General features: G+C 64.0%; 23 protein-coding genes. 11 read left to right on the forward strand and 12 right to left on the reverse strand.

Features of this window, described 5'->3' with window-relative positions:
• Nucleotides 1-39: 39 nt before the first annotated feature.
• From KU884_RS11990 to KU884_RS12010, 5 genes are all read right to left on the reverse strand, one after another.
• Nucleotides 40-990: a hypothetical protein gene (locus KU884_RS11990; protein WP_167782862.1), complete on the reverse strand. Its 951-nt coding sequence runs from the start codon at nucleotides 988-990 to the stop codon at nucleotides 40-42.
• A 13-nt stretch (nucleotides 991-1,003) separates the two neighbouring features.
• Complete coding sequence (locus KU884_RS11995; RefSeq protein WP_167782863.1) at nucleotides 1,004-1,336, reverse strand: hypothetical protein; 333 nt, start codon at nucleotides 1,334-1,336, stop codon at nucleotides 1,004-1,006.
• Nucleotides 1,333-2,088, reverse strand: a complete 756-nt coding sequence (istB, locus tag KU884_RS12000; protein WP_167782864.1) for an IS21-like element helper ATPase IstB — start codon at nucleotides 2,086-2,088, stop codon at nucleotides 1,333-1,335. Before istB (KU884_RS12000) ends, KU884_RS11995 begins: the two co-directional genes overlap by 4 nt.
• A gap of 23 nt (nucleotides 2,089-2,111) precedes the next feature.
• Nucleotides 2,112-3,653: an IS21 family transposase gene (gene istA, locus KU884_RS12005; protein WP_167782865.1), complete on the reverse strand. Its 1,542-nt coding sequence runs from the start codon at nucleotides 3,651-3,653 to the stop codon at nucleotides 2,112-2,114.
• A gap of 166 nt (nucleotides 3,654-3,819) precedes the next feature.
• The gene (locus KU884_RS12010; protein ID WP_167782866.1) at nucleotides 3,820-4,158 is read right to left on the reverse strand and encodes a hypothetical protein; all 339 of its coding nucleotides are present in this window, start codon (nucleotides 4,156-4,158) and stop codon (nucleotides 3,820-3,822) included.
• Nucleotides 4,159-4,409: 251 nt separating this feature from the next.
• Between KU884_RS12010 and KU884_RS12015 the strand changes: the two genes are divergently transcribed.
• From KU884_RS12015 to KU884_RS12030, 4 genes are all read left to right on the forward strand, one after another.
• Nucleotides 4,410-6,179: a trypsin-like peptidase domain-containing protein gene (locus KU884_RS12015; RefSeq protein ID WP_167782867.1), complete on the forward strand. Its 1,770-nt coding sequence runs from the start codon at nucleotides 4,410-4,412 to the stop codon at nucleotides 6,177-6,179.
• Between the two features lie 175 nt (nucleotides 6,180-6,354).
• Nucleotides 6,355-7,878, forward strand: a complete 1,524-nt coding sequence (istA, locus tag KU884_RS12020) for an IS21 family transposase (RefSeq protein WP_167782868.1) — start codon at nucleotides 6,355-6,357, stop codon at nucleotides 7,876-7,878.
• Complete coding sequence (istB, locus tag KU884_RS12025) at nucleotides 7,865-8,605, forward strand: IS21-like element helper ATPase IstB (RefSeq protein ID WP_167781427.1); 741 nt, start codon at nucleotides 7,865-7,867, stop codon at nucleotides 8,603-8,605. The genes istA (KU884_RS12020) and istB (KU884_RS12025) overlap by 14 nt, the downstream gene beginning before the upstream one ends.
• Nucleotides 8,606-8,763: 158 nt before the next feature.
• Nucleotides 8,764-9,069, forward strand: coding sequence for a helix-turn-helix domain-containing protein (locus KU884_RS12030; RefSeq protein ID WP_167782869.1), 306 nt, complete (start codon nucleotides 8,764-8,766; stop codon nucleotides 9,067-9,069).
• Between the two features lie 21 nt (nucleotides 9,070-9,090).
• On the opposite strand, the gene KU884_RS12035 is transcribed toward KU884_RS12030, so the two are convergent.
• The 4 genes from KU884_RS12035 to ltrA all read right to left on the reverse strand — a co-directional run bounded on the left by KU884_RS12035 (nucleotide 9,091) and on the right by ltrA (nucleotide 11,463).
• Nucleotides 9,091-9,522 (reverse strand): putative toxin-antitoxin system toxin component, PIN family, encoded by a 432-nt coding sequence (locus tag KU884_RS12035; protein ID WP_167782870.1) that lies wholly within the window; start codon nucleotides 9,520-9,522, stop codon nucleotides 9,091-9,093.
• Entirely contained in the window at nucleotides 9,515-9,763 is a 249-nt protein-coding gene (locus tag KU884_RS12040) for a type II toxin-antitoxin system Phd/YefM family antitoxin (protein WP_167782871.1), read from the reverse strand. Before KU884_RS12040 ends, KU884_RS12035 begins: the two co-directional genes overlap by 8 nt.
• 490 nt (nucleotides 9,764-10,253) lie before the next feature.
• Nucleotides 10,254-10,493: a hypothetical protein gene (locus tag KU884_RS12045; protein WP_217351354.1), complete on the reverse strand. Its 240-nt coding sequence runs from the start codon at nucleotides 10,491-10,493 to the stop codon at nucleotides 10,254-10,256.
• Nucleotides 10,471-11,463: a group II intron reverse transcriptase/maturase gene (gene ltrA, locus KU884_RS12050; RefSeq protein ID WP_217351355.1), complete on the reverse strand. Its 993-nt coding sequence runs from the start codon at nucleotides 11,461-11,463 to the stop codon at nucleotides 10,471-10,473. Before ltrA ends, KU884_RS12045 begins: the two co-directional genes overlap by 23 nt.
• A gap of 867 nt (nucleotides 11,464-12,330) precedes the next feature.
• Between ltrA and KU884_RS12055 the strand changes: the two genes are divergently transcribed.
• Nucleotides 12,331-12,573, forward strand: a complete 243-nt coding sequence (locus KU884_RS12055; protein ID WP_167782872.1) for a type II toxin-antitoxin system Phd/YefM family antitoxin — start codon at nucleotides 12,331-12,333, stop codon at nucleotides 12,571-12,573.
• The gene (locus KU884_RS12060) at nucleotides 12,573-13,010 is read left to right on the forward strand and encodes a PIN domain-containing protein (protein ID WP_254432040.1); all 438 of its coding nucleotides are present in this window, start codon (nucleotides 12,573-12,575) and stop codon (nucleotides 13,008-13,010) included. Before KU884_RS12055 ends, KU884_RS12060 begins: the two co-directional genes overlap by 1 nt.
• 302 nt (nucleotides 13,011-13,312) lie before the next feature.
• Here the strand turns inward: KU884_RS12060 and KU884_RS12065 are convergent, their stop codons facing one another.
• Nucleotides 13,313-13,627, reverse strand: a complete 315-nt coding sequence (locus KU884_RS12065) for a YdcF family protein (protein ID WP_167782874.1) — start codon at nucleotides 13,625-13,627, stop codon at nucleotides 13,313-13,315.
• A 312-nt stretch (nucleotides 13,628-13,939) separates the two neighbouring features.
• Here KU884_RS12065 and KU884_RS12070 point away from each other — a divergent pair, with 312 nt between their 5' ends.
• The 3 genes from KU884_RS12070 (at nucleotide 13,940) to KU884_RS12080 (ending at nucleotide 15,189) form a co-directional block, all read left to right on the forward strand.
• Nucleotides 13,940-14,275: a DUF1778 domain-containing protein gene (locus KU884_RS12070; protein ID WP_167782875.1), complete on the forward strand. Its 336-nt coding sequence runs from the start codon at nucleotides 13,940-13,942 to the stop codon at nucleotides 14,273-14,275.
• Entirely contained in the window at nucleotides 14,220-14,723 is a 504-nt protein-coding gene (locus KU884_RS12075) for a GNAT family N-acetyltransferase (protein WP_167782876.1), read from the forward strand. Before KU884_RS12070 ends, KU884_RS12075 begins: the two co-directional genes overlap by 56 nt.
• 133 nt (nucleotides 14,724-14,856) lie before the next feature.
• Entirely contained in the window at nucleotides 14,857-15,189 is a 333-nt protein-coding gene (locus KU884_RS12080; protein ID WP_174813736.1) for a helix-turn-helix transcriptional regulator, read from the forward strand.
• 156 nt (nucleotides 15,190-15,345) lie between these two features.
• Here the strand turns inward: KU884_RS12080 and KU884_RS12085 are convergent, their stop codons facing one another.
• Nucleotides 15,346-16,686, reverse strand: a complete 1,341-nt coding sequence (locus KU884_RS12085; RefSeq protein ID WP_254432041.1) for an IS200/IS605 family accessory protein TnpB-related protein — start codon at nucleotides 16,684-16,686, stop codon at nucleotides 15,346-15,348.
• A gap of 29 nt (nucleotides 16,687-16,715) precedes the next feature.
• Between KU884_RS12085 and tnpA the strand changes: the two genes are divergently transcribed.
• Both tnpA and KU884_RS12095 read left to right on the forward strand, forming a co-directional pair.
• Entirely contained in the window at nucleotides 16,716-17,132 is a 417-nt protein-coding gene (gene tnpA, locus KU884_RS12090) for an IS200/IS605 family transposase (RefSeq protein ID WP_167782877.1), read from the forward strand.
• A 50-nt stretch (nucleotides 17,133-17,182) separates the two neighbouring features.
• Nucleotides 17,183-18,391: a type II toxin-antitoxin system HipA family toxin gene (locus KU884_RS12095; protein ID WP_167782878.1), complete on the forward strand. Its 1,209-nt coding sequence runs from the start codon at nucleotides 17,183-17,185 to the stop codon at nucleotides 18,389-18,391.
• Between the two features lie 119 nt (nucleotides 18,392-18,510).
• On the opposite strand, the gene KU884_RS12100 is transcribed toward KU884_RS12095, so the two are convergent.
• Nucleotides 18,511-19,260, reverse strand: a complete 750-nt coding sequence (locus KU884_RS12100) for an ElyC/SanA/YdcF family protein (protein ID WP_167782879.1) — start codon at nucleotides 19,258-19,260, stop codon at nucleotides 18,511-18,513.
• Between the last annotated feature and the right edge of the window lie 2 nt (nucleotides 19,261-19,262).

Here is a 19,262-nt window from a genome sequence, read left to right on the forward strand (position 1 = left end):
GGGCACCCCGAGAAAGGGGCGCCCGTGGAGGATGGAGGCTCAGGCAGTTTCCGGTTCCAGGCCTTCGAAGATAGGGGACAGCCCGACGAAATCGAGTTCCTGATCAATGAGATCGATGTAGTCCTCACCGAAGTCATTTAGCGCATCAAGCACCGCGTCCGCATAGTCCTCGGCATCGTCAAACTGCTCCAGTGGGCCGCCAGGCTCGAAATCCGAGAGATCTTCCGGTTCCTTGATCGGGAAGTCCATCGGGATATCCTCGTCGACAAAGGGCGAGGTCTCCTGATCCCCACCTGTGATCAGGCCAATTGCGAACTGCTCGTAATCGGCATCCGGCTCGGCGATCTCATCCAAATGGACCTCCGCGGACTCTGCGACCAGGTCGACGAAATTATCGAACTCATCCTCGTCAGTGATCGCTTCCGCGGGATAGACCTGAAAGTCGCCTTCAGCGAGCGCCGCAAAAGCGTCAATCATGCTTGCCGCAAGCGGGGAGTCGTCGATGACGTCCTGGGGGATCGGCTCGCCTTCCAGGATCCGCGCGAAGGCGATGTCGATCAGGTCTTCCAGTTCCTCACGGTCAGCAGCATCCAGGTCCGCCGCCTCATCTTCAGGAATATTCCCGAGGAGCTCATCGACTTCCTCTCGCGCGGAGGGACGGGCAGCGGCGTATTCGTCCTCCGAGAACGGCAGTGGCAAGTGCTCGTAGTCGTCCTCAAGGGTCGTTTCGGCGACCCGATAAGACGCCGTGAAGTTCTCCTGGCCTTGCTCGTTCAAATCGTTGAGTTCCGCCGCCTCCGCATCATCCACATCCTCGGGCGCCTCGTAGAAACGCGCGCCGCTCAGCATCGCCGGAGCGAGCTCCTCACGCGCGACCTCACCCTCTTCGACCTCCTCAACCCAGTAGCTCTGCGTATTCCGGTGAACGTGACCGCTGATTCCGCTGTTCGTGACCGGTTCGCGGCGCGGTGTGCGCTGGGCCGTGTTCATTGAGCGTGATCGGTCACGATGGGTCAAGCGCGACCGGTGGTGGAGGCGTGCCGTCGAGGAGCCAGTTGGCGTAGTGAGCGGATAGTTTTGTATCCACCACGACGGTGAGGACCTCGCGCTGGAGCCACTGGCTGACGGCAACGCGGCCGGGGTCGTTGTGCTCATCGAGGCGGTGCTGCAGCCAGCGCCGCACGGCCTGATGCGCCTGGGGTGTCTCGGGCTCGAGGCCCAGGCGGATGGCGAGGTAGCTGGATAGCAGTGTATCCAGGGTGACGGTGGTGCGCCGCTCACCGAGGCGCAGGTGGAAGCGCGTGTTGCGCGACAGGCCGGGTTCCCAGGGGCTCATTGGTCGGCCTCCTCCTTGTTGGTGGTTGTGGTCTGGCGCATGGACGCCCCCTTCATGGGCAGGCGGTGGGCGTTGTGCAGCAGCCGGTCGAGGATGGCGTCGGCGAGCGTGGGCTCGCCGAGGTAGTCGTGCCAGTGCTCCACAGGGAGCTGGCTGGCGATCAGCGTCGAGCGCAGGCCGTGGCGGTCCTCGATGAGCTCCATGAGGTCCTGGCGCTGGCTGGCGGTCAGCGGCGCGATGGCCCAGTCGTCAAGGATGAGCAGATCCGTGCGTGCGAGCTGCTGCATCAGCCGCGGGTAGGAGCCGTCGGCGTGGGCGATGTGGATGGCCTCGAGCAGTCGCGGTAGGCGGACGTAGCGCGTGGACAGGCCCTGGCGACAGGCCTGGTTGCCGAGCGCGCAGGCGAGGTAGGTTTTGCCGGTGCCGGTGGGGCCGGTGAGCAGCAGGTTCTGCTTGTGGTGGATCCACTGGCAGGAGCCGAGCTGGGCCATCTGGGGGCGCTGCAGCCCGCGGGCGTGGCGGTAGTCGACGTCCTCCAGGCAGGCGCCGGGGATACGCAGCCGGGCGGCCTTGAGCAGCCGGGTCAGCCGGCGGTTGTCGCGGGCGAGGATCTCGCGGTCGAGCAGCAGCGCAAGGCGTTCCTCGAAGGCGAGCTCCTGGGTGGCCGGTTGAGCGAGCTGGTCTTCGAAGGCCTCACGCATGCCAGTGAGCTTCAGCGCCTGGAGTTTCTCCAGAGTCGGTTCGTTGAGCATGATCGGTGTCTCCTTGTGCAGGGTCAGTGGTAGTAGCCGGGGCCGCGGACGTTGGCGTGCAGCGGCAGAGCCTGGGTCTCGGCGCTCGGCTCCACGCCAGCGCGAGCGCGATCGAGGCCGCTTTTGAGGATCGACTTGATGCTGCGGTAGCTTGGCGAGCCGATGGCCCGCCCGCGGGCACAGGCGGCCTCCAGGCGGGCGTTGCCGTAGTGGCGGCCGAGGTTGAGCAGCCCGAGGCAGGCGCGGTAGCCGTGCTCGGGATGGGGGCGGCCCTCGAGCTGGGCGCGGACGACGTGCAGTGTTGCCGGGCCGATGGCCTGCGCCCAGTTGAGGAACCGCCCCGGGGTCCACTGCTGGTGCTTGCGGTGGGCGGCGGGCATGTGCTCGGCCAGGGTGCTGTGGGCGCCGGGGCCATGGCGGGCATGGGCGGCGACGCGCTGACTCTTGTGGAAGATCTCCACGGTGGTGGCGGTGATCCGCGCCTCCAGGCGGTGACCGACCAGGGCGTGGGGGACGGAGTACAGTCGGCGGTCGATGTCGACGTGGTAGTCGATGCCGGGCTTGACGTACTTCCACTCGGCGTAGACGTAGGGCTCGGCGGGCAGGGGCTGCATGGCGGGGCGGTCGAGGCGCTCGAACAGCTCCCGGCGGCTGTGGGGCTGGCGCTGGAGGCGGCGTTCGTTGAGTTCGACGAGCAGATCCTTGATGGCGGCGTTGAGCGCGGCCAGGGAGTGGAACGTGTGGTGGCGCAGCCGCGCCAGGATCCAGCGCTCGACCACCTGCACGGCCACCTCGACCTTGGCCTTGTCCCGGGGCTTGTAGGGCCGTGCCGGCAGCACCGCCATCCCGTAGTGCCGGGCCATCTCCATATAGGTGTCGTTGACCTCCGGGGTGTAACGCGAGGCCCGGGTGACGGCGGCTTTGAGGTTGTCGGGGACCAGCAGCATGGGACAGCCCCCGAAGTACGTGAGCGCCCGCTGATGGGAGGCGATCCAGTCGGGCAGCGACTGGGTGCGTGTGGCCTCGGCATAGGTGTAGCTCGACGCACCCCACACGGCGACGAAGATCGCCGCGGGGTGGATCTCGCCGGTGCCCGGGTCGATCACTGGGACCGTGGGGCCGCAGTAGTCGATGAACAGCTTCTCCCCGGCCCGGTGCTGCTGGCGCATGGACCGCCGCTGCAGGGCGCGCCAGCGCCGGTAGCGCTCGCAGAACTGGCTGTAGCGAAGCGCCCCCGCCCCGTGGGCGGCCGCGTACTCCGCCCAGAGCAACTGCAGCGTCACCTCCTTGCGCTTGAGCTCCTGATGGATGGTGTTGTGGTCCGGCTCCGCCCCCCGCCCGGGCAGCACTGGGGCGGGGAACAGCAGCCGCTCCAGCGCGGCCTCGTCCATGCCCTCGGGCAGGGGCCAGCCCACGCCCTTGGCACGGGCGAGGCTGACGTACTTGTTGACCACGCCCTTGGAGAGATCCAGGACGGCGGCGATGCGGGCGTGGCTGAGTCCGGCCTGGTGTTTGAGACGCAGAATCTCGCTGAGTTGTCGCATGGTAATCCTCGGTGCCGGCATGCCCTCTCCCCGGGAACAGTGAAAAGAGAGCTATATGCCTGCAGTCAAAGGGAATTACCAGCGCACACCACGCCGATTCCGGCATCGTGACCAGCGATTCCGGGACCGTGACCGCGGATTCCGGCGCCAGGGCCAAAATCGGTCACGCTCCGGCCGGAATCGCCGGTCACGATGCGCCGGAATCAGCGGTCACGATCAATCGGAATGAGCGGTCACGATGGGCCGGAATACGCAAGCTCAGACCATGCTCATCGATCTCATCGCCGGAGCGGTCAAAAAGAAGCTCGTAGTGGCTTTCGACAAAATCTTCGGTGTCATCGTCCATGATCGCGCTGACCGCCGAGTCCGCAGCCGTCGCCCAATCCGCCACGACCTCCCCGATACCCTCCGACTCGGCCTGCTCGGCCCTGTCGTCCAGATCATCCAGTGACAGGGGGTCTTCCCCCGCATCGGCAAAAAAAGCGTTGTACAAACGGCCGATATCGCCCCGTAATTCTTCAGCCATCGCGCACCTCCCGTATACCATTCATGCTCCGCCGCCTCGATCACCCAATCAAAAGGCATTAACGCGGAAGCGTGTACCAGTACATCGCGTACAGTTAACTCCTATCGAACCCCGGCCTGCCGTGTCAATGCATGGCACCGCATGTAAGGCCACTGTAAGGTTCCGCCTTCTATGCTGCCGCTTTCGATACATCGAACGACCCGTTAAGCGCGAGCCACCCTGGACCCATTTAGCCTGAACTGGAGCGGCCCATGACAAAAGAAACGCAGATGTTCAACAACCTGCTGGCGCTCATCGCCGAGTGGGACGAGGATCTCTACAACATCCAGTATCAGGATATCGAAGAGTCCGGCGACGCCCTGTCAATAATGGGAACCAGCCTCTCGGCGAGCATTGCCATCAGCGGTCGTACGGCAATTTCCATGGACCACGAGACCCTCATCACCGTGGGATATCAAACCGTCCTCGGGCGCTCTACGGAGGCGATCGACGAGGCCGGTTGGGACTACTGGCAGGCCCAACTCGACAATGGCGACATCGGGCGCTCGGAGTTCTTCACCGCTCTGAGCGCCGGTGCGTACAACGACGACTTCGAGGGCGAGCGCGCCGCGCTCAATGCGGATGACCGGGAACACATTGAGGCGCGGGCGGAGGTCATCGATGCTAACGCCGGCGATCGCAACGACGCTGCAGGGGTCGTGGAGGCATTGACAAACGAGGGGCTCACGAGCCCTTCGCCCGACCAGGTCCCGACAAACCTGCCCTCGTTCGTGCGTTCCGCACCCGAGGAACTCAAGCTGGACAGCCTGGACGTCACCGCCGGAGCCATGGAGAACGGCATCACCGTCCAGGCGCACGTCGGTGATCCGGGCGATGTCGAGGATGTGACGTTCACGCTGGAGCAGGGTGAAACCACCACGGAGCAGACGTTCGTGCTCAGTGATGAGGCCGGTTACCAGGTCGCCTGGGCGGAGTTTGATGATCTCAGCGAATACGAGCCGGGGAGCCTGGAGATCACACTCAGCGGGGGCAGTGGCGAGCAGTCGGCCTCTGTTTCGGAAGAATTCGCCATGTACCGCATGCAGCCCGGTTACGAATACCTGGCAGAGCAAGGGTGGCTGGACTTGCAATCAGCCGACACCCAGACCTCGCCATACGACATGATCGGCCAACTGGTTCTGGACTTCGAGGGCACCAGCGACCTGGGCATAGGCACCGGCTTCATGATCAGCCCGCAGCACGTCATGACCAGCGCCCACGTGGTGTCCGATGAATCCCACACGGCGGACTTTGATGCGCTCAACGCCATCGACTTCTACCCCGGGAAAGACGGCGAGCTGGTCAACGAGGGCGAATCCATTGAAGTCGTGGAGGCCGTGACACAAACGGCAGATTGGTCCGACGGCTCCCCGGACGGGGACATGGCCATTCTCACCCTTGATACGCCGGTGGACCATGGCGAGCATTTCGATTGGTTCTGGAACGGCGCGGACGCCGGGGGTGAACGCGACCTTACCGGCACCGAGGTGGCCTGGAGTGGCTATCCGTCAGACCCACGGTACTTCGAGCAAGGAGAAGAACAGAGGGGGGACGGATCCTTCGAGACCTTCCACCAATGGACCGCGGAAGGCGAAATCGTCGAGTACCTCCAGGGCAACGACGAACACGGCGGCGAGAGCGGTGCCCTGCATCTCGGCGAAGGCATGGCCGGCTTCGGCGGCGCCAGCGGCTCGCCAGTGTTCATCGAGCAGAACGACGGCAGCCACGCGTTCGTCGGCATTTACTCGGGGCGTGCCGATGAAGGGGAGGCGCTGGCCAGCACCCTCGATGCTACTGCCTTCGACTGGGCACTCAGCGTCATCGAAGACGACATCGATCTAGAGGAACTCGGCCTGGACTACGTCGACGCCCCGCCGGAAGACATGGGCCCAAGCTGGGAAGCCGCCACGCAGGACAGCGGCGCAGTCGTCCTCCAGGGAATGGCCACGGATACCACGGAGGACGGGCTCATCATGGCGTGATCGCCGCCCGGCCCTCTCCCGGGCACCGCTGTCGGCAGCTGTCAACGGCCAAGTAAATTGACCCCCTGCTGGCCAACAGTTTTGACCCACCTTCGGGTGGCCGTTGGGCCACAGACATGCGTAGCGTCCCGGCCTCGACTGAGGCGGCAGGGGCGCGGCAGTGAAGAGGTGGGTTGTGATACACAAGATCAAGGGGCTCTACGACGACGGCCGCGGGCTGTCCATCCGGGCGATCAGCCAGGAGCTGGGCATGTCGCGGAACACGGTGCGCAAGTACCTGCGCATGGACGAACAGACGGTGTGCGCGCTGCAGTCGGATCGCTCGCGCACCAAGCGGCTGGATCTCCAGCGCGACTACATCGCCTATCTGCTGGATCGCTATCCGCGGCTCACGGCGGTGAAGATCGCCCGCAAGCTGCGGGAGAAGCTCGGTGACCTGGACGTCTCCGAGCGCAGTCTGCGCCGGTATGTCCAGCAGATGAAGCGCACGGTGGCCACGGCGCAGCAGCGCTACTATGAGCCGGTTTTGGATCTGGTGCCGGGCGTGCAGTGCCAGGTCGACCCCGGCGAGCTGCGCGGGGTGGTCATCGGCGGCGAGGGGCGCACGGTCTACTTCGTGGTCTTCGTGCTCGCCTATTCACGGCTGATGCACGTGGGGGTGTCGCTGCGACCCATCGACACGACGACGTTCATGCACATGCACGACGAGGCCTTCCGCGCCTTCGGCGGTGTGCCCGAGGAGTGCGTGTACGACCAGACGAAGATGGTGGTCATCAGCGAGCAGTTCCGGGAGCTCACCCTCAACGAGCGCTTCCATACCTACGCCACCGCCGCCGGTGTGCGCATCCACGCCTGCGAGGGCTATGACCCGGAGAGCAAGGGTAAGGTCGAGGCGGGGGTGAAATACGTTAAGGGCGACGGGCTCTACGGCGAGACCTTTGCCGATGAGCAGGCACTGCGCGGCCACCTGCAACACTGGCTCGACACGGTGGCCAACGAGCGCTGCCACGGCACCACCGGTCGGGCGCCACGGGAGCTGTTCGAGGCCGAGGAGCGGGCCCATCTGCGTGCCTATCTCACGCCCCGGTGTCTCACCGCCGTCGACCCGGCGGCCACGGTCCGCAAGGTCGACAAGACGGGGCTGATCGCCTGGCGGGCGAACAAGTACTCCGTGCCCATGCGCTACCAGCAGGGCCGCGTCGGGGTCGTTGATGACGGCAGCACGCTGCACGTCATGGATCTGGAGACCGGCGAAGTGGTCGCCACCCATGGACTGTGCGCCGGCAAGGGCGAGACGGTGCGCAACACCCACCACTACCGCGACCACGCGCAGCGCGTGGCGGATCTGGAGGCGAGCATCCAGACCCGTCTGGGCAGCGCCCTGGGGGAGCAACTCTGTGGCCAGCTCAAGGCCACCGACCCGCGGATCTACAAGGACCAACTGCGTGGCGTCCGGGAGCTGCTGCGCCGCTATCCGCAGGCCGACGCCGGGCTACTCGCGGAACTCGCCGACCGCCCCGGCACCAGCGCCAGCACCGTCAAGCACTACCTCGAGGCCAGCGAGCGCGCCGATGCCCGCGGACGGGACGATACCGCCGGGACCGCAGCCGCCTCGCGGCTGCCCGACACGGGGCTGGAGGCGTACGCCCGCCTTGGCCGCCCCAGCGGCCACCAGGAGGTGACCCATGAGCCGGCTTGAGGACACCGCAGGGCGCTACCGTAGCCTGCGCTGCAGTGCCGTGGCCACGGAGCTGCCGGATCTGCTCGCCCGGGCCGAGGACAACGCGCTGTCGTATCTCGCCTTCGCTGATCTGCTCGCTGAGCGCGAGCAGCACGCCCGCGAGGCCAAACGCCTGCAGGCCAACCAGCGCAAGGCACGGCTGCCTGGCGACAAACGTCTGGAGGCGTTCGACTACCGCCACCAGACCACGATCACCAAGCGCCAGGTCAACGCCTTGCTCGACTTCGGCTTCGTGGATAACCGCGAGAACCTGGTGTTCATCGGCCCGCCCGGGGTGGGCAAGACCCACCTGGCCATCGGCATCGCCCGGAAGGCCCTGGAGGCCGGTTACAAGGTGGCGTTCCGCAACGCCCTAGCCCTGGTCGAAGAACTCGAACTCGCCGAGATGAAAGGCGAGCTGAAGAAGAAGATCAGCCACCTGGCACGCTTCGATGTACTCATCATCGATGAGCTCGGCTACCTGCCCATGAGCCGCCAGGCACGCTACAACCTCTTCCAGCTCATCCACAGCCTCTACGAGTATCGCTCGGTGATCCTGACCACCAACAAGGACTTCACCGACTGGGGCGAGTTCTTCCACAACGACAACGTCGCGGTGCCGATCATCGACCGCGTCATCCACCACTCACACATCTTCATGCTGGGAGGCGAGAGCTACCGACTCAAACAGAAAACCGCCGGCTAGTCACCGGCACCCGGGTCAAAGTTGTTGGCCACGAACGGGTCAAAATAAATGGCCATTGACACCCGAACACCCGCTCATCACAAAAAATGTTTCTTATAATGGACAAAAAAACTGATATTGAGTAACTTGGAAAACATCAAAAACAGGTTGACTCCATCATGCCCAGCAAACCACCCGTCATGTTCCCCTCAGACACGCGCATCCTGGAGCGGCTTGGCGAGCGGCTGCGTCTGGCGCGACTGCGGCGCCGGTTCTCCACGGAACTCGTCGCCGCCCGGGCGAGAATCTCACGGACCACGCTGTACCGCGCGGAGAAGGGCAACCCCGCGATCACCATGGGTGTGTACCTGCGGATACTCGCTGTCTACGGCCCCGAACGCGACCTGGACCGGCTCGCCGCCGACGACACGCTGGGCCGGGAGCTTCAGGACGCCACCATGGCGTCCCGGGGACGGTCGTCATGAGCGCTGGAGTAGTGACGCGCATCACCAGAGGGTCCGCGGCTGGAGCCCCTCCATAAACACCACCGGGCTCACAATCCGTATACCGTGGAACGGGTCAAGCGCGAGCAGATCACGGTCACCGGAGATGATCGCCTGAGCCCCACCCGCCAGCGCGACATCAAGGAACTTGTTGTCTTTCGGATCGCGACACGCCTGAACCGTGCGCACAATCGTGACAACGCGAGAGATCCCACCGAGATGACGGATAAACTCGGGACGATCCGCAAGGGCGATGTAGGGATCGAACTTCGGGCGATCCAGGACGTCGATCAGCTCATTCATCGTGGCTTCGGACACAAGCAAAACACCACAAGCCAGCGCGTGATCGACAGCCTTGGCTGCAGTGCCATCCGGTACGAGCAAACGACTGATCAGGGTGTTGGTGTCCAGAACCCACAGAAAGCGATCAGTCATCGCTCAGCAGTTCATCGAGCTTCTCCTCGGTCAGCCCTGCCTGCTTCGCCGACGCACCGACCTTGTCACAAAAGCGCTGAAACTCGGCAACATTGAGCTGCGTTAGCCGCTCATACTCTTCCATGGAGAGAATCACGGCGACATCCCTCTTCTGGCGCTGAATGACAATGGGCTCTTTGCTGGCCGCTTCGATAACCCCAGCCAGCCCCTGCTTGGCTTGACTCGCAGTCACGGTTTTCATGACAGCACACCCTCGTGAAATGTCTATTTTGTACAAAATGCACCATCCTGATGGTAATTTCAACGTGCAAGCCTGGCGATGGTTACGGTTCATGTTGTTCGCAGACTTTCCGTCACTACACCGGCCCGTGTCGGGCCCAGAAGCGCGAAGGCGTGACGATGGGATAGCGATCCGCCGGATCCAGGAGCCCCTTGTCGCCGGTGACAAGGCAGGTTGCCTCATGCTGCGCCATCGCCGAAATCAGGGTCTCCAGGACAGGCCAGGAACCGGCACTGTCAATTTCAACCCCCGGCACGCAGGAGCGGGAGCGGCGCGAGCCACGACCCGTAGGGTGGACCTTCAGGTCCACCGAACCTGCTTCGATGAGCCACCTTGGCTTGCATGTCTGTGGAAGGTGGACGTCGGGTAGGCCGGCCGGTTACCCGGCCGCCCCCCCACAGATCCACTCGTGCGGGTTTCCCGCAAGTGGCTCCTCGTGTGAGTGGCTTCGCTACGTGGCGCAGATCCTGGCCCGGGCGAGCGGGTAACACTCCAGGAACCGGGAGAACTCCGACCACGGGATCGCCGCCTTCTGCGAGCGCCGCGACAGCCATCGGTGCCAGGAGCGCATCGCCTGGGAGCGGACCTGGTCGATCGCTGCAAAGTTACCACGCACGCCGAAGTAGGCGTAGTGGCCCCGGAGTCTGCGGTTCAGGGCTTGCCACTGCTCAACCACGGGGTGATGCCGCATCACACAGCACCAACGATCGATTGCATGCATGGCCCGGCGCAGCCATCCCGCGCCGTCTTGCGCTTGACCACCAGCGCCCTCGCCTCGACCGCCCCCAGTAGTGGGTGAAGCCGAGAAAATCGAAGGTCTCCGGGTGCGGTCCTCCGCCCGATCCGGGCCGGTCGAACCGCACAACCCGGGTCTTCTCCGGGTGGAGTTCCAGCCCGTAGCGCGCAAAACGCTTGGGCAGCACCTCCATCACCCGCCGGGCATCGCTCTCGCAGGCGAACACCAGCAGCGCATCGTCGGCAAAACGCACCAGGTGCGCCTCACCGCGCAACCGGAGCCGGACACTGTCCTCGAACCACGTATCCAGCACCTCGTGGAGGAAAATGTTGGCGAGCATCGGCGAGATCACCCCGCCCTGCGGGGTGCCCCGCCCGGGCTGGCGCCACTGCCCTTCCTCCAGCACGCCGGCGTTCAACCATTTGCCGATCAACCGAACCAGCACGCCGTCACGTACCCGCCGACGCAGCACCTCCCGCAACAGACCATGGTCGACCCGGTCAAAGAACTTGCGCACGTCAAGATCAATCACCCAGCCACCGCCCATCGCCATCAACGGCCGCCAGACCGCCTGCAGCGCCTGGTGCGCCGAGCGTCCCGGGCGGAAGCCGTACGAGCCCTCGTGGAACTCCGGCTCGTAGACCGCCTCCAGCACCATCGCCACCGCCCGCTGGAGCACCTTGTCCTCAAACGTCGGAATGCCGAGCGCTCGGCGCTCGCTCCCGTCACCCTTGGGGATCGAGGTGCCCCGCACCGGCGGCGCCCGGTACGCCCCGGACTTCGCCCGCTCCAGCAGCGAGCTCAGGTTCGCCTCAAGCTCCTCGCCGTAGGCGGCACCCGTGCGACCATCAACGCCCGGCGCCCCGTCCTTGCGCGTGCGTCGATACGCCTCACGCAACCACGCCTCGTCAATGTGATGGGCCAACGTCAAAAGCGGCCTGTCCGGAAGACGCCGCGCCAGATCCGCTATCTGTTGGCATCGCGTTGAGATGAGATCAGAGTCCAATGCCTCCGCCATCGGTCCCTCCAACAGCTCCACTCACACGGTCTCCCCTTCCCCTTCACCGGGTCCGCTGGGGCGCGTTCCCCGGCTGCTCCGGTACTATGGGAGACTCCGACTGCCTGCCGCCCGTCTGGCACCGCTCTGGCTGTCCTCGCAGCACCATACCGCCGCAGCGCCCTCAGCCTTCGCTCCAGCAGCAGGAGGACGCTCCCACCACTGGCCCGGACTGCGGATCAGCGGTCGCCCGCACCGTCTACTTCTTAGGCGGAGACGACAGGCCCTCCCAGGTTCCTGGGGGACCCCAATGTGCCCATGCCCCGCTCTCGGACCCCGGCGGGCACACCACACCAGGCCTCTACAGTGCAGCGTTACTGCCTTCCGGTCTTCAGACACCGTCGGCACCCACAATGTCGCGGATTTCGGGGCTCAATCACGCAGCCTGGACACTCGCTGTCTACGCTTCACCACAGCAGTTACCCACTGCAGCGCAAGACTCGCTTCCGGCTGGTGGCCAACCTCTACCGGGCGGGCTCAACGGCCCGCTGGGTCCCTCTCGCAATTTCATGGCCGCCTCCATGCCACCAATCCCAAGCGACCAGGCTTCGCCTGGCGCTCCTGAAGGTCCACCCTACAGGTCTTGATGCACCGTCAACCGAGGGGTCGCGGCTCGCGCCGCTCCTACGGTCTGCCCGAGCCCGCGCATGGTGCATCTTGATGCACCGTGGAAAAGGTACCACTTGCTGACCCACCCAAACCCCTGTACTGTACGTACAGCCAAGGAGCAGCATCATGCAAAAAATCGGATCTGAGGCCGCCCGGCGCCAATTGCCGGAACTACTGGAGCGGGCCCACAGAGGTGAACCCTCCATCATAATGAAACGGGGTAAGCCCTACGCCTTGCTTGCGTCCCCGGACCAGTGCCGCATCCCATCAACCCAGGCGGGACTGCTCGGTTTGCGCGGCTCCGGGTCAGGGCTCTGGGGGGAGACTCCCGCCAAGACGGTGGCCGCCCTGCGGGAAGAATGGGACTAATGGAAGCATCCGAGCTTCCCGAAGGCGCATGGGTAACGGTTGATACCGCACCCATCATCTACCTGATGGAGGACCACCCGACCTTCCTCGAACCCTATCTTCCGGTTTTCGAGCGCATCGAAGCAGGCACCCTTCACGGGGTCGTATCAACGATCACACTGGCGGAATTCCTGAGCGGGCCTCTCCGAAACAGCGACGAAATCCTTGCGGACCGCTATTACCAAAGCCTGACCAACAGCAACAACTGGCACATTCAGGCGCTCGACGCCTCTTTATCTTTCACGGCCGCCCGCATCCGAACCCGATACGGCCTCAAACTACCCGATGCCATTCAGGTAGCTACAGCCATCTACAGCCAATCGTCTGCGCTGATCACCCACGACCGAGACTTTGCCAATGTCACGGAAATCCCCATTATAAACAGCGCCCACCGCTAGTGGCTCTCCTGGCTGCGTATTCCAGTCAAGGGGATCAGGGTTCCATTTGACTGGAATACGCAGCTGTGGAATCCGGCTCCGACCGGATCGGCGCATCGACGGCGCCCGTCCCAAGGCGCTGATTGACCGCGGCAACCACAAGCTAATCGCGAGACTCCTACAGATCTGTAGGGTGGACCTTCAGGTCCACCGAACCGGCTTCGATGAGCCACCTTGGCTTGCATGTCTGCGGAAGGTGGACCTGAAGGTCCACCCTACGGGTCGCGGGTCGCGCCGCTCCGGCAAGGAACGGAAAGGCCCCCTCACAGAATCCCCTGCACTCTTCCCCAGGCGAGGCCCAGGTATTCGTGAAAGGCCCGCTCCGTCATGCGCAGCCCGGTTGCCGACGGGCGCAGATAGTAAACGTTCCAGCCCGCCCCCGGCGGCCGTGCCGGCGCCATGTACTCCGTGGGTGCGGGAACGGGATCAAGCCCCTGGGCGCGAAACAGCGCCATGGCATCCAGCCGGCTGCTCACGGGCACGGCGGGATCCGGCGCATGCCCGCCGCCGAGTCGCCGCCGCCCAAGCCAGAGCGCCACGAGCCCGCACAGCAGAAGCAGCCCCACCAGGGGGCTCATCCCGCACCACCAGCTTGATATCGATATCCCCGGACATCCTTTGCCACAATGGCTGGACTGTCGATACCGAGCGCATCGGCCACATCGGCAAACAGCCCAGGATCGATGGTCACGCGGTGCCCCGCTCGACACCCAGACGATAGCGGCCGAATCCCGCTATCACACCCCACGAACCCGAGGCTTCATCCGCTGCGCGCGCTCCCTTGTATGTCATTCTGGCACCAACATTGACTTTCCCTCTTCGTGTGCCATTCTGGCACCAGCTGCACACGCTTGTGCACACAACGATCCGGAAACACACGAGGTGTCGCAATGACAGCGGCAACGGACAAAGAGCAGGAAAAGCGGCTGGTCGCCCGTGCCAACCCCGAGATCCATCGACGGATCGCGGAGGCAGCAGAATTACAAGGATCGACTGTCTCCCAGTTCCTGCTTGATGCTGCACTGGAGCGCGCCATCGAAGTCACAGAGCGTGCAACCCGGGTCAATACGAGCCGCGAGGCCTTCGAAAACATGATGGTGGCTCTGGACCAACCGGCACGCCCCCTGCCCCGTCTCAGGAAGGCAGCGCGACGGTACAAGGAACAAGTACATGCCCCGGATCAGGAAAGAGAAACTGAACAGGAACCACCGCCGCGAGGACTTTGACTGCGGGGTTGAAGAACTCAACACGTTCATTCAGAGAACAGCACGGCGACAGGGTGAGCGCCACCTGGTGCGAACAACAGTGCTGGTTCATGCCGACCAACCCGCAAACATCTTGGCTTACTACTCCACCTCCCCCTGCGAAATCATAGCGCCGCCCGGAGTGCGGGCCTGGAAGAACTACCCGCACGCCGTTCCCTTCCTGCGTATGGCGCGGCTGGCCGTAGACCTGGACGCCCAGGGTCAGGGATTCGGTGAACTGGCGCTACTCTCCGCCATTGACGACGCGGCGACCATCTCCCGGCAGTTCACCGCCATCGGCGGATTAGTGGTGGATGCGAAAGACCAACAAGCCGCTGACTTTTACGCGCAGTACAGCTTTCTCAGGATCGAAGAAGGCGGGCTACAACGCTTCCTGGCGATTCGGGACTGCATCTCCCTTAATGGATGAAATTGACAGCCCCCAACCAGACCCTGCTTGGCCGGAAACATGCTTGACAAGCCTAATCAGGATGATGAGTATTCGTCTAATACTCTGTACACAACGCTTTTCACGTCCTATAAAACGAACACACAGGCAGGAGATGAAACGCACCCGAAGCTACTCAAAGGTCACGCGTCACGCCCTGTCGATCCTCGGTAAGTTGATCCGGCTTGGCCGCATCGAGCGTGGCATGACGGCGCAGGACCTCGCCGACCGCGCGGGCATCAGCCGTGCCACACTCTACACCATCGAAAAAGGCAAGCCCGGTTCGGAAATCGGCACCGTGTTCGAGGTCGCCGCGCTGGCCGGCGTTCGGCTGTTCGGTGATGACGATCGCACGCTGGCCATGCACCAGGTTCGGCTGGATGAGAAGCTGACGCTGTTGCCAAAGAGCGTCCGGCCTTCGAAACGCGATGTCGATGATGACTTCTAGGCACGAGCAACCCACCGAAGCCTATGTCTGGGTGTGGCTACCCCTTGCGACGGAACCAGTCGTGGCCGGGCGGATTGCACAAGACGGCGACCGCCTCGTATTGAAGCCTCCGACGACTCATTCCCTAACGGGAATTGAGTCGCGGAATCCGATCACTCACGCAGCAGCCATGGCCGTTGGCCACAGGCTGGAGAGCGTCACCGGGCTTCGCGGTGTGGAGGCGGACTTTGGCCGCCCCGCACCCGCCTGACCCTCTCGGGCCGGGCGGTGAATACTGACAATGCCTCTTGCCGCAATGTTGTAAGCGGCGTTGAGGTCAGTGCTGTAACGCTTGCCGCCAGGGAAGGTGCAAAGGCTCGCATTGCCCTTGTCCCGCCGCACCTTGCCGGAGCCATCAAACGCCTGGGAGGAGGTGCCTCGGGGGTAGACAGCAAGGGTTCGCAGTCCGGCCTCAGCCGCCTTCGTCTCAATGCGCTCGACAAGCAGTCGGTGGAACCAGCGGTGGAAGCGCTGGCGCAACCCTGAGCGCCGTCGACCAGCTGTTGGCCGCCAGCCCTTGAGCTGCTCGACGGCAATGGCTTGTGCACCGTGTGCCAGCGCCTCGTTGACGATGCGCCGGCTGATCTGGTGAGCGGCATTGTCGAACAGCCCACGCAACCGGCGATGATCCCGGGCGCAGAAACCCGGTGGGAGCCGGCAGCCGTGGCGCGTGTGCTGTCGTGCCGCCTTCTGGATGCGGGCGATCAGTCGCGCCTCGCGGTCTTTGTCGCTCCGCCCGAGGAAGCCCCGGGCGTGCACAGTGCCGCTTGCGTCGATGACCGCCCAGGTGGAGGCGGTGTTGATCCCGACATCGACCGACAGCACGCGGTCGATATCAGCGTTGCTCGGGAGACGCACGCGCCTCTCGACAGGCACCGAGAGCATGTAGCGCCCACGTTTGTTGACCAGACTCGGTGACAGTTGCCTCCCCTGCTTGATATGGCGCTTGTCGCCGGCAAGCCCGAACGCCATCCACACCCAGTCGCCACGGTGGACGACCTTGATTTCTGCCCGGCTGTGATCGCTATTGAAGCGAATGCACTGGCCCCGGTAGAGCGCCGGATAGGTGTTGGTCGCACAAACAAGCTGGGGCGGCTTCACCGTCGCTTTTTTGCGATCCCCGGCGCGCCAGCGCTCGAAGCGCGTATTGAATGAGCGCACCTGTCCGGCGGCGTCCATGATGGCGACGCGGCGGAGGTAGCTCGGGAACTTGTAGTAACGGCGCGCGAAGTACGGATAGCGCACCTCGGGGCGTTTGCTCGTGGGATGGATCAGCTGCTCGATCTCTTTGACAACGGCATTGCCATCGAAGCGGCCAAGCGCAGGCCAGTGCGTCATCATCACCGTCATCAGATCGCGTACGAGGTTGCGATAGACCAAAAGCGTTGCATCGAGGGCTTCACGCTGCTCGGGTTGCTGCACCTTGACGCTGAGCTTGTCGGAGCGGATGATCTTCATTTCAATAATATATTAGATCAGGCGTTAAAATGAAACACAAAACGACGCTTAGAACCCGTAGTCACGGTGCATTCAGGCTGCACTACCATATTGTATTCGTGATTAGATACTGTAACCCGGTGATGAATGCAGCGATGATCGAGCGCCTCCAGGAGATCTTTGCCGATGTGCTCAGCAAGTGGGGTTGCAGCCTCACAGAGTGCAACGGCGAGGCTGATCACGTGCATCTCCTCATCGAGGCGCACCCGGCACTGGATCTCTCGCGGCTGATCGGGAATCTGAAAACGGTCAGCGCCCGCCGCATGCGTCAGGAGTTTGCTCAACGTCTTGCGCGGTGGTTCTGGAAGCCCTACTTTTGGTCGCGCGCCTACGCAGTTACGACGACCGGTGGGGCCAATCTCGACACCGTGAAGCAATATGTTCTCAGCCAGGAAAGCCCGCCTTGACCGACGACTCATTCCCTTGTGGGAATTGAGTCGCGGAATGCGGCGGGCACTTGTTCAACTACGGCGCCAGCCACCTCCGGCGTGACGACGCAATCCCGGTCTATCTCCCGGAACTGCCGCTGCGCCGCGGCCTGATCGAGCCGTACCCCGGCCTCACCATGCCGAGCAGCCTTCGTGACGGCTCGCCAGATGCCTGGGGTCGTCGCGTCATCATCAACCGTCTCGTCGGCGCAAAAAACACCGAAGACGACGCCGATCACATCAACGAACTGACCTACCTGCTGGAGTCCGGCTCCGACCGGATCGGCGCACTGGATTTCCAGGAGTCAGCCACGGAATACGTGCCGCGTGTAGCCGGCGAAGCCCCGTACGAAGAGCTCCTGGCCGCGGCCGAGCGTGTCGAAAAAGGCTTACCGCTAACTCCGGCGCTGGATCAGGCCCTCAACCACGGCACCTCCATCGGCGGCGCCCGTCCCAAGGCGCTGGTTGACCGCGGCGACCGCAAGCTGATCGCGAAACTCTCATCGAGCACCGATCTCTATAACGTCGTCAAGGCGGAGTTCATGGCGATGCGTCTGGCGGCATCCTGCGGTCTGAACGTAGCACCGGTCAGACTCGTTCACGCAGCGGGCAAGGACGTGCTCCTGATTGAACGGTTCGACCGCAGCAAGGCGAAAGGCGGCTGGCGGCGTCGCGCCATGGTCTCCGCACTCACCATGCTCGGGCTCGACGAGATGATGGCACGCTACGCCTCCTACGAAGAACTCGCCGAAATCATCCGCCACCGCTTCACCGATCCCAAGAGAACGCTGCGCGAAGTCTTCGGGCGCATTTGTTTCAACATCCTCTGCGGCAACACGGACGATCATGCCCGGAACCATGCGGCCTTCTGGGACGGCGTCATGCTCACCCTGACACCGGCCTATGATATCTGCCCGCAGGCGCGGACCGGCAACGAAGCGACCCAGGCGATGCTCATCAAGGGTGAGAACCGTATGAGCACGCTACGCGCGTGCCTGGATGCCGCTGCCGACTTCCACCTGGACCACGACGCTGCCCAGAGCATCATCACCGCCCAGATCAAAACGATTGCCCGCCAGTGGAACGCCACCGCCGACGAAGCCGCAATGCCCCCCACGGACCGGAAACTTCTCGCCGGACGGCAGTTTCTCAATCCCTTCTGCATGGAAGGACTCGGTGACGAACACACCACGCTAAAACATACTTTCGACCAGGCACTGGACAACCTAACAGGTTAATCAACCTCTCGCCCCGAATCGTAGAAGCGCCGCAAACCGCGACCCGTAGGATGCATCTCGATGCACCGTCAACGAAAATCGCGGCTCGCGCCGCTCCTACAACGGACGGGAAAGCCCTCTCACAAAATCCCCTGCAGCCTCCCCCACGCAAGGCCCAGGTACTCGTGGAAGGCGCGCTCGGTGATCCGCAGCCCGGTTGCCGATGGGCGGAGGTAATAGACGCTCATGCGGTCTTCCGGCGGGCGCGTTGCCGCCATGTGCCCGGTGGGTGCGGGGATGGGATCGAGCCCCTGGGCGCGGAACAGCGCCATGGAGCGCGGCATGTGGGAGGCGGAAGTGACGAGGATGAACGGCGCGTCACCCATGAGTTCGGCGGCGGCCACCGCCTCGGCATGGGTGTTGCGGGGTGTGTCCAGGCGCTTGATGCGCTCCACACCAAGCTCTTGCGCCAGCTCGGCGGCCGTCTGCGCGGCGCTGGTGACAGTGCCGCGGCCCGAGGTGACAAGCGTCGAGTCTGCCATCGCACGGTGCAGTCGCACCCCCTCGGCCAGCCGGACCAGCCCCATGGCGTCGAGCCGGCTACTGGCGGGCACGGACTGATCGGGCACATGCCCGGCGCCAAGCACCAGCACGTACTCCGCGCCGGGGGTTTCCGCGGCATCCAGCAACGGCGGGTAGCGCTGCTCCAGGGGCTTGATCAGGAGTTCGGCGAACGGCTGCCAGGCGAACAGCAGCAGCAACGCCAGGGCCATGGCACTCAGGCTCCCACCCAGGCGACGACGCCCGAGCAGCAGCGCAATCAGCGCGAGCAGCAGAATCAGCCCCACCAGGGGGACGGGCATGAGGAATGTCGCGACGATCTGTGCCATAG

The organism is Aquisalimonas sp. 2447, assembly GCF_012044895.1.
In the GTDB taxonomy this organism is placed as follows: Bacteria; Pseudomonadota; Gammaproteobacteria; order Nitrococcales; family Aquisalimonadaceae; genus Aquisalimonas.

Coding starts and splice junctions, on each gene's coding strand:
- KU884_RS12075 (WP_167782876.1), top strand. CDS start 14,220: ATGCCCCGGATCAGGAAAGAGAAACTGAACAGGAACCACCGCCGCGAG.
- KU884_RS12030 (WP_167782869.1), top strand. CDS start 8,764: ATGCCCAGCAAACCACCCGTCATGTTCCCCTCAGACACGCGCATCCTG.
- KU884_RS11995 (WP_167782863.1), bottom strand. CDS start 1,336: ATGAGCCCCTGGGAACCCGGCCTGTCGCGCAACACGCGCTTCCACCTG.
- KU884_RS12040 (WP_167782871.1), bottom strand. CDS start 9,763: ATGAAAACCGTGACTGCGAGTCAAGCCAAGCAGGGGCTGGCTGGGGTT.
- KU884_RS12080 (WP_174813736.1), top strand. CDS start 14,857: ATGAAACGCACCCGAAGCTACTCAAAGGTCACGCGTCACGCCCTGTCG.
- KU884_RS12070 (WP_167782875.1), top strand. CDS start 13,940: ATGACAGCGGCAACGGACAAAGAGCAGGAAAAGCGGCTGGTCGCCCGT.
- istB (WP_167781427.1), top strand. CDS start 7,865: ATGAGCCGGCTTGAGGACACCGCAGGGCGCTACCGTAGCCTGCGCTGC.
- KU884_RS12065 (WP_167782874.1), bottom strand. CDS start 13,627: ATGAGCCCCCTGGTGGGGCTGCTTCTGCTGTGCGGGCTCGTGGCGCTC.
- KU884_RS11990 (WP_167782862.1), bottom strand. CDS start 990: ATGAACACGGCCCAGCGCACACCGCGCCGCGAACCGGTCACGAACAGC.
- KU884_RS12085 (WP_254432041.1), bottom strand. CDS start 16,686: ATGAAGATCATCCGCTCCGACAAGCTCAGCGTCAAGGTGCAGCAACCC.
- KU884_RS12100 (WP_167782879.1), bottom strand. CDS start 19,260: ATGGCACAGATCGTCGCGACATTCCTCATGCCCGTCCCCCTGGTGGGG.
- KU884_RS12010 (WP_167782866.1), bottom strand. CDS start 4,158: ATGGCTGAAGAATTACGGGGCGATATCGGCCGTTTGTACAACGCTTTT.
- KU884_RS12055 (WP_167782872.1), top strand. CDS start 12,331: ATGCAAAAAATCGGATCTGAGGCCGCCCGGCGCCAATTGCCGGAACTA.
- KU884_RS12060 (WP_254432040.1), top strand. CDS start 12,573: ATGGAAGCATCCGAGCTTCCCGAAGGCGCATGGGTAACGGTTGATACC.
- KU884_RS12045 (WP_217351354.1), bottom strand. CDS start 10,493: ATGCGGCATCACCCCGTGGTTGAGCAGTGGCAAGCCCTGAACCGCAGA.
- tnpA (WP_167782877.1), top strand. CDS start 16,716: ATGAAACACAAAACGACGCTTAGAACCCGTAGTCACGGTGCATTCAGG.
- istA (WP_167782865.1), bottom strand. CDS start 3,653: ATGCCGGCACCGAGGATTACCATGCGACAACTCAGCGAGATTCTGCGT.
- KU884_RS12015 (WP_167782867.1), top strand. CDS start 4,410: ATGACAAAAGAAACGCAGATGTTCAACAACCTGCTGGCGCTCATCGCC.
- KU884_RS12035 (WP_167782870.1), bottom strand. CDS start 9,522: ATGACTGATCGCTTTCTGTGGGTTCTGGACACCAACACCCTGATCAGT.
- istB (WP_167782864.1), bottom strand. CDS start 2,088: ATGCTCAACGAACCGACTCTGGAGAAACTCCAGGCGCTGAAGCTCACT.